This is a genomic window from uncultured Xanthomarina sp. (assembly GCF_963971605.1).
Lineage (GTDB): Bacteria > Bacteroidota > Bacteroidia > Flavobacteriales > Flavobacteriaceae > Xanthomarina > Xanthomarina gelatinilytica.
Window position 1 is genome coordinate 1 of sequence record NZ_CAXATZ010000056.1, and the last position, 11312, is coordinate 11312.

Here is an 11312-nt window from a genome sequence, read left to right on the forward strand (position 1 = left end):
TAGAATGGAGTTTGATATGAAAGATCAAATGATACGTCAAACTATTATAACTACTCAAGAGGATGTAAAGGAAATAAAAGAATCTATAGAAAATAAATATATAAATAAAATACCTATTTTTGCACCCATTTTTAACAATAAATATAATTTAATATGAATCATTACGAAACTGTTTTCATCTTAAATCCCGTTTTATCTGAGACCCAGATAAAGGAAACAGTACAGAAATACGAAGATTTTCTTGTTTCTCGTGGAGCCAAGATGATAGCTAAAGAAGATTGGGGACTAAAAAAATTAGCTTACCCAATTCAAAACAAAAAAAGTGGTTTTTATCACTTATTCGAATACCAAGTAGCTGGTGAAGTTATCAATCCATTAGAAGTGGAGTTTAGACGTGATGAGCGTTTTATGCGTTACTTAACGGTTACTTTAGACAAGCATGCTGTGGCTTGGGCAGAGAGAAGAAGAGAAAAACTTAAACAAAAAGCGTAATTATGTCATCTATAGAACAACAAGCAAAAGGAAAAAAGGACGGAGAAATTAGATATTTAACGCCTTTAAATATAGAAACCAACAAGAATAAAAAATATTGTCGTTTCAAAAAATCTGGAATTAAGTATGTAGACTACAAAGATGCAGACTGGTTGTTAGGTTTTGTAAACGAACAAGGGAAAATTTTACCAAGACGTTTAACAGGAACTTCTTTAAAATACCAAAGAAAAGTATCTGTGGCTATTAAAAGAGCGCGTCATTTAGCATTAATGCCTTACGTGGCCGATTTATTAAAATAAAATACTCATAACAATGGAACTTATATTAAAACAAGACGTTGAAAATTTAGGATTTAAAGACGATATTGTAACAGTTAAGAGCGGTTATGGTAGAAACTTTTTAATTCCACAAAAGCTAGCTGTATTGGCTACAGCTTCTGCTAAAAAGGTACTTGCCGAAAACATAAAGCAACGTGCTTATAAAGAAAAGAAAGTAATTGAAGATGCTAGCAAAACTGCTGAAGCAATTAAAGCATTGGAAATTAAAATCCCAGCTAAAGCTACAGAAGGTGCTTCTGCAGGAGATAAATTATTTGGTTCTATTACCAAATTGGATTTAGTGGAAGCTTTTGAAAAAGCAGGTCATGAAATCGACAAAAAATTCATTAGTATTACAGGTGGAAACATCAAACGTTTGGGACAGTACAATGCTGTTATACGTTTGCACAGGGAAGTAACTTTCGAAATCCCTTTTGAAGTTATTGCTCAAGCTTAAGTTTAACATTTCTGCATTAAAAATATCAAACCGTTTAGAACTTCTAGACGGTTTTTTAATTCATGGTAATTAAGGAATCCATATGAAACATTTTGCATTTGTATTCATAATATTTGTTTTGGTTTCTTGCAAAAACAAGAACCATCAACCGGAAGAACTTGTAAAAGACACAAGGCAACCCTCTGCGTTAATTGAAGCTTTTCAATTTAAAAAAGAGGCACCTCCATTGGTAAGTGTGCATCGAGGTGGTTCTGGGTTGGTTAATTATCCTGAGAATTGTCTGGAAACACTTACTTATATTCACGACAGTATTCATGCTGTTTTTGAAATAGATGTCGCTAAAGCAAAAGATGGCGTTTTGGTATTAATGCACGACAATACTTTGGAAAGAACCACAACCGGAACAGACAAACTCACAAAATACAGCTTTAAAGAACTACAGGCTTTTAATTTGGTGGACGATTTTGGGAATGAAACACCTTATAAAATCCCAAAATTTTTGGATGTTTTGGCTTGGGCAAATCAACATCAAGCCATATTGACCATAGACATTAAAAAAAGTGTGGACGTTGCCGAAGTGATCGAAGCCATTAGGTTGCAAAACGCTGAAGATGTTTCCATAATTATCACTTATGATGTGGAACAACTTAAAAAAGCCTACCAGTTGGCTCCAGATTTATTATTGTCTGTTTCTGCTAGGAACCAAAAAGAATTAAATTGGTTATTGGATACCAAAATCCCTTTAAAAAACATGTTGGCCTTTACGGGAACTAAACTATCGGATACCAGTTTATACGCCAACATTCAAAAACTAGGTATAAAAACCATGTTGGGAACTCTTGGAAACTTAGATAAACAAGCTGCATCTAAAGGAGATTCGCTTTATATAACATGGAAAAATATGGGGATTGATATCTTTGCAACAGATAGGCCATTTCAAGTTGCCACTGTTTTAAATATTAATAAATAACATTTTCCAGAAAAAAATAATTATCAGCAAATGAAATACGCGAGATTAACAAAAGAACAATTTGAAGAACTGCATAAAGAATTCATAAATTTTCTTGCAACACAAACCATTACAGCTCAGGAATGGGATGATATTAAGAAAAACAAACCCGAAGTGGCCGAACAGGAATTGGATGTGTTTAGCGATCTGGTTTGGGAAGGTGTCTTGAATAAGGTTGTGTACATAGAACACATTTCGCCACAGCAAATTCATTTGTTTCATCTTAATGATGAACACATGCACTTGATAGCCATAAAAATCAAGAATCCAATAGATTTAACTACTACAGACGGTTTTAATTGGCTAAGAGAAAACTTAATGGATGACGATGTGGAGTTTTTACAAGCAAAAAAAGACTATTCTGAAGATAGAAATGCCGATAAGTTTAAACTCATTCAACAAGGAGGCATAATAACCAAAGGCGATTTATTTAAGTATTTTGATAAGTTGATTAATTAGTGTCATAGCGAGCCTGTCTTAATAAAGATAGGGAGTGACAATGGGAAGTACAAGGCAATCTGTTTGACGTTTTTACTTAAGATACTTAAATGTTTGGCATGTTTTTCTATTAAAAAAGCTCGTAATGACATGTATTATTCTTTATTTTTGTTGAGATTTAGTATAATTTAAAAGCAATTCCCACCTTAGTGGGAAATATTATGGCACAAAAACCAAGCATTCCAAAAGGAACCAGAGATTTTACTCCAGAACAAGTAGCAAAACGCAACTATATTTTTAACACCATTCAAAAACAGTTTGAATTATTCGGATTTCAACCCATAGAAACCCCTAGTTTTGAAAATTCAGATACCTTAATGGGAAAATATGGAGATGAAGGGGACAGACTGATTTTTAAAATTTTAAATTCTGGGGATTTTTTAAATAAAGTAGATGATGCGCTTTATGCTTCTAAGGACTCCAATGCCATAACCTCAAAAATCTCAGAAAAAGCCCTTCGTTACGATCTAACCGTCCCATTTGCACGTTATGTGGTGCAGCACCAAAACGATATCGAGTTTCCGTTTAAGCGCTACCAAATGCAACCGGTTTGGAGGGCAGACCGACCTCAAAAAGGACGTTTCAGGGAATTTTATCAATGCGATGCAGATGTGGTTGGTTCTACTTCTTTATGGCAAGAAGTGGAGTTTGTACAACTTTACGATGCTGTTTTTACAGCTTTAAAACTGGAAGGGGTTACCATAAAAATCAATAATAGAAAAATTCTCTCAGGAATTGCCGAAGTAATAGGAGCAAGTGATAAATTAATCGACTTTACGGTAGCACTTGACAAATTGGATAAAATAGGCGAGGAGAAGGTAAAAGAGGAAATGCTTGATAAAGGCATCTCAAAAGAAGGCATTGCAAAACTTCAGCCTTTATTTACGCTTTCGGGATCTTTTAGTGCTCAAGTGGAGCAATTGAAAACTATTTTAAGCGCTTCCGAAGATGGAATAAAAGGTATAGAGGAACTGGAATTTATAGACAAAGCCATTACAGAACTTGGTTTGCAAACAGCTACATTACAATTGGATGTTACTTTAGCAAGAGGCTTAAATTACTATACAGGAGCCATTTTTGAAGTCTCTGCTCCAAAACAGGTACAAATGGGCTCCATAGGTGGAGGAGGACGATACGATGACCTAACAGGTATTTTTGGATTGAAAGATGTGAGTGGCGTAGGTATTAGTTTTGGTTTGGATAGGATTTATTTGGTCTTGGAAGAACTGAATCTTTTTCCTGAAACGGTTGCTAAAAAAATTGATGTACTCTTTATTAATTTTGGAGAAACCGAAGCCTTATTTTGTTTAAAAGCTATTAAACAATTACGATTAAATAATGTTAATGCTGAATTGTATCCAGATGCTGCTAAAATGAAAAAGCAAATGAATCACGCTAACAAACGACACATTCCTTTTGTTGTTTTAGTAGGTGAGGAGGAATTGAAATCTGATAGTTATACATTAAAACACATGAGATCTGGAGAGCAAGAAACGGTAACTTTAAAAGATCTAATTTCTAAGCTTCAATAAATTTTATTGTGTATTATTTAAGATAGCCACAAACTTCAATTAGTTTGTGGCTATTTTTATTTTAAAGGCTAAAAAAAGAGCCCTGAAAATTTTTCCAGGACTCCTCTCTCAAAAGCATCGTCTAATTTATAATAGATTTGGGCTACATATTAATTGACTAACACTTTTTTATTGATCACGCCAAATTCTGTTTTTAGTTTAATAATATAAGTTCCAGCACTTAATTTGTTTGTTTTAATTTCTGTTTGAGTTTCGGTTTTTACTTCATCCACAGTGAATATGGATTGACCGATAGCATTGAACATTTCAATAGATTTAATCTTCATCAGTGTAGGATTCTGAATCGAAATGCTTTCATTGGTATTGATATAAGATACTGATATGGAGTTTGACATTTCAGTTTCTTCTACACTTAAAGCTTGGTTTGTAAATGTAATTTCAAAACGGTCTAAGTATGTTCCGGCCTCTAAGTAAATTTCATATTTAGTATCTCTTAAATCGTGATAAATATTCAATTCCTTATCATGAACATAGATGTTTAAATTATCAGGTACGTTTTCTAAAATATCAATAACAATATTGTTTAAACCTGGATCTGAAGTATGAACACCTATTGGAAGCACAGTGCTTTCCGAAACATTGTCTATACCTTGTATGGTGTATTTTTCACTGTTTAGCAACCAATACATGTCATCCATTTGATTTTGGTAAAGTAAGCCATCAAATCCCCAATCAAAACCTAAAGAAGCTCTGGTGTCTTCTGTAAGCAATAACTGTCTGTGAATGGTGTTTACAGAGTTGAAACCAATACGGATTTTCATTCTGGTATCTGCCGATTCATTTGTGGTTTGTTGTTCATCTTGGGCTTGTCTAATAAATAGGGAAGATCCAGTTCCTTCTTTTTGGAATCTACGCTGACCATTATTAAAATTAATGGTACCTGTAGTTTCACCTGTAACAAAGAATCCTTGTCCAACAGGAATGTATCTTTCAGGACGTTTGGTTCCAGTTCCCACTTGAGCCACATCTGGGTCTGGGGTTCCATAAGCTGCAGCAGCAACACCACCTGATAGGTTGTATGTGCCGTAGCCACCTTGATATTCAGAAGTGACATGTGATCCACCTCCCCAATGTTCCCAGAAATATAGGGTTCCACTTATTAATGGGTCTGTGCCAGCTCCATCGATTAATGGGCCATTGTCTAAAATAAACTGGTCTGCATCTAAGGCAGATGCATACGGATTACCAACTAGGTAGTCGTTACCAGCATTTAGGTTTAATGTTAAAATATCTCCATTGTTTGGTTTTCCTTGGAACACGTAATTTTGTTCCAGAGTTAAATTTCCAGCTGTGTTGGCTACACCTTTCATGGTAAATCCTTCTCCAGCTTTAATGGTTCCTGTATTTCTAACATGTTGCCACGCAGAATAATCACCACTAGGCATATTGCCAAATTTCCATATCCAATAATGTGCAATCCCGATAGGGGAACCAGAGGTACCATTATAGCCTCCAATAAACGATATATTGGTTGGAGATAAAGAATTGGTTCCATCTTTAAAAATATGGTTGTTAAGCGTGTAACTATAATTGTTAGGATTTGCTGTTGCAGTATAACCTACAGGCGAACTCCAGTAGTTATAAGTAAATAAATCCCTGACGCCTTGTTGATCTTTTTCCAAAATTCCAGATGTACCCACAGAAAGATCACTATCAATGGTTTGAATGAGTTGCGATTCGCCTTCAAGATCGATTTTTCCATCTAACTGTAAATAATGTGTGATAGTTAAACCAAAACCATCTTGAGCTGTATTGTCTCCATCTATGGTAATTTCGTTATCTCTATTAATAAGAGCCAATAAGGTTCTGTTTCCATTGGTTCCTGCAGCCAAGCTGCTGTTGTTCATAAGAATGTTGTGATCGGTTTCCACTATGTTCCAATCTACAGTTACGGTATTGTCCACAATGGAATTTGCACCAGGAATGGTTTGTAAATCACCATTTATCCATGTCGCATTGGTATCCCAGTTTCCTGTTCCATTCGATATATATGGCAAAGGTGCTGTTTGTCTGTCTACCGTTCTTAAGTGTCTTAAAGCTCCTTGATGTCCATTTCCTGATTCATCCTTGGTATTGGTATATGTATAGGTAGTCATTGGGTAATAACCTGCTAAACTAGACCATGGGATGCTTGCAACTTCGTTTTTGGTAGGGGAAATACCTTTTCCAATAAAGTACGAGGCACCAACAAACCCAGCATTATTTTCAATTTCTTGGTTCATGATATATCTTAACTGATCGATATCTAGAGCCGTATTCCAAACACGAACTTCATCTATGTTTCCGTGGAAAAACGCTTGAGGGGTTAGTTTTGAGGCTGCACCAATATAGAATGATTCCGTTGTGTTATTTGGGGCAGTTTTGTTTTCTTGCTTATCCAACACACCATCAATATATAAATAGGCAGTGCCACTTTGATATATTACAGCCAAATGATGCCAAGTGTTTTCTGGAATTGTGGTATTTGATACAATTTGTTGTAAGGATCCGGTAGAAGTTTTCCAAGAAACCTCAAACTTTCCAGTAGCATTAATTTTAAAATCGTAACCTTGCGTATAGGCAGCATCACGTTTGGATAGTATAGACTTGTTTAAAGAGTTGGCTTTTCTGTTTACCCATGCAGACATGGTAAATTCAGAGGCATTTAAGTCCAATGCATCCTCCATGTCAATATAATTGCTAGTACCATTAAAATATACTGAACGTATAAATGGAACTTCTGGAGCCCAACCAAAAGTAATGTATTTGGTGCCGTCAAAATCGTAATTGGTTTTAACGATGGCCTCGCCCAATTCATTGAAACCTTCAGTCATTACACGATAATCTGCTGTTGGGTCAAAGTTAGGAGTATCAGAGATGAACATTAAATAACGTCCATTAGGAGGTGTTGCTGTTCTTACAGCGCTTTTTAAGATTGCAACTTCTACAGCAGGAATATCTCCACCTGGTCCTACGTTTTCTACAACCTTCCATGTTCTGGCAATACCATTAAATTGCACATGGGTTCCTCCAGGAATGCTAGGAGTGATGTCTGTACTCATGTCCACATCTACCACTACAGCAGGATTATCTAAGTCAACACCATCATTCCCCCAAACAAGAAACTCTTTATCTTCAAGCTCTGTGTTTGTATTTAGATTATTGGTATTTGCAATACTTCCAATACCTATGGTCAATACACCTTGTCCACGTGTTGCGCCATCTAAGGCATTGTTTACACTACGGGATTGTTTTTGCAATAAATCAGAATCATCATCACGTCCTATACCAGCAATATCATAATTAAACACATCTTCAGCTGCAACACCAGTATTGGCATCCCATATGATATTTCCAGCACTATCCACATAATCCTGAGAGGTACCATTAACTCCTAAAGTAATTCCATACTTAATCGCTAAATAAGATTGAATACGGTTACGTTCTTGTGTTAAGTTTGCATCGTCTTTTCTAGATGAGAAAGTGATGATTTCACAAACTCTTGCATTCAATGTGGCTTCCCAACCTTCACTACGCCCAATCCAATATTTTGAGTCACTTACATTTAAAAATTCAACAACATCATTTTGTGCATATTCTATGTTGTTGGCATTGTAATAAAGCTCTTGTTGTGTTACAGCTGTATTGTTTCTTGCGTTAATAATTCCTACGTTATCATATGAAGTATTTTGGTCGTAAACGGCGTAACCATCCCCAGTTTCACTAGTAGAGTAGGTTCCCAAAGCAAAACAAATACTTTCATTATCAACACGACCTGTGAAGTCTCCCATACCAATACCTGTAGCATCAGTTTCATTTGTGCCAGTATCAGCATCTCCACAAAAAGTGTCCATAAAACCAAAGGAGTCATTTATTTGTGTGTCATCAGGAATTAAAACTACAAACATATCTTGAGTGTATAGACCACCATCACCTTCTAAAAATTGCGTGTTGGTATTGTCGTATGAAAAGTCAGAATCTAAATTAAAAGATGAAAATGTATTGTCAAACTCTACTACTGGGTTAAAATTTACATTTCTGTAAGGGTTATCATAATATGTTGGTTCTTGACCTGGCGTGTTAACGGTTGCATCAGCACCCCGACCTTGGTCTGCCCAAAGTGATACAGGCTGCCCATCAGTATAGCTTAACCCTGCATTACCTTTTAACCAAAGTGCTAAATCATTGGTTACTCCTCCAGGTCCTTCTGTTAATGGAGCGACTCCTGTACCTTGAACCCTAAACGTGTATGGATTTTCATTACTGTCATTATTATCAATGGAAATATCAGCAGATACTGTACCGTTACCCGTTGGTGCAAAGCGAACTACAAAGGTTCGGCTACTACTTGTGGAGATAGTATTGCCACTAGGTTGCGTAAGAATTGTAAATGCTGCATCGCCAGAAATATCAACTAAAGGTGTACCACCAGTTAAATTTAAGGTAGCTGTTCCTATATTTTCAATAGTAAACGTGTGGTCTAATGTAGAACCAGAACTAATGGAACCAAAATCAGTGTCATCAGTAGCCGATGGTGTTGTGTCATTGTTGTTTATGGTGTTACCATTTCCAACTAAGTTGATTTCAGGTTGAGGTGTACCTGAAGTAATATTTATGGTGTAGTCTTCTACTTCACCATAGTCAAAAGACTCACATGGATCAGGAATACTATTCCACTTTAAGCTTACACGCATACGTGTGTTTCCGGTAGTTGCTGTTACAGGTACAGTGAATGAGCCTGAAACAGGAGAAGTGCCTATTGGAGCCTGCGTCCATACTTGTTCTCCGGTATCATCAAAATCGCCATCTTGATTGTAATCAATCCATACTGAATATCCTTCATTATAGGTAGAATTAGGCCAAGTAGGTGTTACCGTTATTGTATATGAATTTCCCTGGTCTAGTGTGGTTGATTGAGAAGTAAAATCTGAATACCCACCAGCACCAGCTCCAGAGCTATTGTCTATAGTATTTAATTGTACACGGCTAATATATTCATCATTTGTACTATTTCCATTAGAGGGACAATACGTAATTGAAGGGTTGAAATTCACTATCTGAATTTCATGAGCCATAGTATTACCACTTCTATGAGCCCAATGTGCTGCTTGCGTGGTTGAGTTAAAGTAATAATTACGCCAACCTCTACCATAGGCTGTACCACCACCACTAGAGGTAGAAGTACCAATGATTAATGCTTCATTAGTACTGCCTAAACCAGCAGATGAAATATTAATGCTTGTTTCACCAGAAGAATTACTCGTGTCAGTATATCTTGTAACTTGAATATTTGGGTTGTTTACTACGTGAACAAATTGGCGATTGCCATTGGTACGAGCATCATGCTCACTATGAAAAGCCCAAGAAACAGTTTGGTTATTTCCTCCAGGACTCATAACTGGCCAGTTGTCTGCGATAGCATCGTCAGTACCATTATCACTCATGTTTCCTCTATGGTGCGTAAATATCATAGCTTCACTCCAATCAGAAACACTAGCAGTTCCTCCAGAACTTCCATTAGCATTCGTTCGTAAAGTGATGTTACCAGTATCTGTATTTACACTTCCAGAATCACCATGAAGTATGGTCCAGTTGCTACCAGTAAATTCTACCAAAGTGATATAAACAGTCACATTATCAGCATTTGAACCTTTTTGTACACGCATTGTAGATGCGTTTTCAAGATAAGCAATTGCTGAACCAGAATCAGAACCAGCCGATGATGCACTGTTTATAATACCAGTGATAAAAGGAATGCAATCGTTTGCGTTACTAATACCAGTTAAAGATTGAGTAACATTGTTAGTGCCTCCATTTAGTGTAATTGTATATCGACCTCTAACTATAAATTCATTAGCACCTCCTGGAGACCCTGTGTACTCCCAAACAGATGCGTTAAATTTAGTGTTATTGTTAGTTGAATTACCTTCTCTGTAATAAGTGACTGTATTGGTTGCTGTTAATCTAACAGCTCCAGATACATCTCTTCCAGGAGCAGTTGACGAATTTTCGTCAGATCTACCAGCTTGAGCTAATCTGTTGTTGTTATTTAATACAAAGGCATTATTTAGAGAAGAAACAGCTGTTATTGATGATGTAGCTCCTGTTCTTGGAACGTTTCTATCAAGATGTTGCACATTGAAATCTTGAGAAAAAGTAATATTCGGAACTAAAAGTACACATAATATTATAAGGTACTTACATACTGTGAAAGTATAATTTTTCATAAGCGGTTAAATTTTAGTTTGGGACTAAATAATTAATTGTTAATAGCTTAGGGACAAATGTAAATTTTTAATCCATGAAATGCAAATTTATTCGATGAAATGCAATATGTGTTTTTAACATATTGTTTTTCAAGTTCTTACAAAAAGGTTAACACCAGCCAGTGTCAACCTTTTTTATGGAAATTCTTATAATTTATTGTTTTATAACTCTTTTTATAACAGTTGTATTCAAGGCCTTATCTGTAAGTTTTATAAAATAGGTTCCTGCAGATAAATGACTGTTATTATGTAATTCTATGGTTTTGTTCACTGGTGTCATGTTATCAATTTGAGTAACCACTCTTCCAGTGATATCCAATATTTGAACACGTAAAGCATTGTTGTTTGGTAAATGGAAGCTTAAAGTGCTTTTAAAAGGATTTGGATATATTAACACATTGTTATCATTAAATGAATCCATAGTTAGAGTGGAATTCGTGATATTTATCGAGTAGTCTTCAACTTCCCCATAACTAAATGTTTCACAAGGGTTGTTTGCGTTATTGCCACTGCCACTGTAATATTTCATTAGAACACGCATACGTGTGCTGCCTAAAGAGGCATTGCTAGGAACATCAAACGTGCCACTAACCGTAGCAGTTGTGGAGGAGGAACTTCCAAATATTTTTTCATTGGTTTCAAACGTGCCATTCTGGTTAAAATCTATCCAAGCAGACACGGCTTCTCTATAAGAGTCTCCTG

8 protein-coding genes are annotated in these 11312 nt (G+C 35.9%); 6 read left to right on the plus strand and 2 right to left on the minus strand.

The window, feature by feature from the left end:
- Positions 1-153 precede the first annotated feature (153 nt).
- The 6 genes from rpsF to hisS all read left to right on the plus strand — a co-directional run bounded on the left by rpsF (position 154) and on the right by hisS (position 4305).
- A complete protein-coding gene (rpsF, locus tag AACY93_RS13255) occupies positions 154-492 on the plus strand; it encodes a 30S ribosomal protein S6 (protein WP_007650016.1) in 339 nt (112 codons plus the stop codon).
- A 2-nt stretch (positions 493-494) separates the two neighbouring features.
- A complete protein-coding gene (rpsR, locus tag AACY93_RS13260; protein ID WP_286853190.1) occupies positions 495-791 on the plus strand; it encodes a 30S ribosomal protein S18 in 297 nt (98 codons plus the stop codon).
- 13 nt (positions 792-804) lie between these two features.
- Positions 805-1266 (plus strand): 50S ribosomal protein L9, encoded by a 462-nt coding sequence (rplI, locus tag AACY93_RS13265; protein ID WP_286853189.1) that lies wholly within the window; start codon positions 805-807, stop codon positions 1264-1266.
- Positions 1267-1348: 82 nt separating this feature from the next.
- Positions 1349-2236 (plus strand): glycerophosphodiester phosphodiesterase family protein, encoded by an 888-nt coding sequence (locus AACY93_RS13270; RefSeq protein ID WP_286853186.1) that lies wholly within the window; start codon positions 1349-1351, stop codon positions 2234-2236.
- A 30-nt stretch (positions 2237-2266) separates the two neighbouring features.
- A complete protein-coding gene (locus tag AACY93_RS13275) occupies positions 2267-2734 on the plus strand; it encodes a DUF6495 family protein (protein WP_286853185.1) in 468 nt (155 codons plus the stop codon).
- A gap of 200 nt (positions 2735-2934) precedes the next feature.
- Positions 2935-4305, plus strand: a complete 1371-nt coding sequence (hisS, locus tag AACY93_RS13280; RefSeq protein WP_286853184.1) for a histidine--tRNA ligase — start codon at positions 2935-2937, stop codon at positions 4303-4305.
- 149 nt (positions 4306-4454) lie between these two features.
- Here hisS and AACY93_RS13285 read toward each other — a convergent pair whose 3' ends face one another.
- The gene (locus AACY93_RS13285; RefSeq protein ID WP_287006008.1) at positions 4455-10571 is read right to left on the minus strand and encodes a LamG-like jellyroll fold domain-containing protein; all 6117 of its coding nucleotides are present in this window, start codon (positions 10569-10571) and stop codon (positions 4455-4457) included.
- 193 nt (positions 10572-10764) lie between these two features.
- On the minus strand, positions 10765-11312 hold a 548-nt coding region (locus AACY93_RS13290), incomplete at its 5' end, for a GEVED domain-containing protein (protein WP_339612139.1).

What these genes read in the sequence shown, in the direction of transcription:
- AACY93_RS13285 (WP_287006008.1), bottom strand. Translation starts at nt 10,571, where the DNA reads ATGAAAAATTATACTTTCACAGTATGTAAGTACCTTATAATATTATGT.
- rplI (WP_286853189.1), top strand. Translation starts at nt 805, where the DNA reads ATGGAACTTATATTAAAACAAGACGTTGAAAATTTAGGATTTAAAGAC.
- hisS (WP_286853184.1), top strand. Translation starts at nt 2,935, where the DNA reads ATGGCACAAAAACCAAGCATTCCAAAAGGAACCAGAGATTTTACTCCA.
- AACY93_RS13275 (WP_286853185.1), top strand. Translation starts at nt 2,267, where the DNA reads ATGAAATACGCGAGATTAACAAAAGAACAATTTGAAGAACTGCATAAA.
- AACY93_RS13270 (WP_286853186.1), top strand. Translation starts at nt 1,349, where the DNA reads ATGAAACATTTTGCATTTGTATTCATAATATTTGTTTTGGTTTCTTGC.
- rpsF (WP_007650016.1), top strand. Translation starts at nt 154, where the DNA reads ATGAATCATTACGAAACTGTTTTCATCTTAAATCCCGTTTTATCTGAG.
- rpsR (WP_286853190.1), top strand. Translation starts at nt 495, where the DNA reads ATGTCATCTATAGAACAACAAGCAAAAGGAAAAAAGGACGGAGAAATT.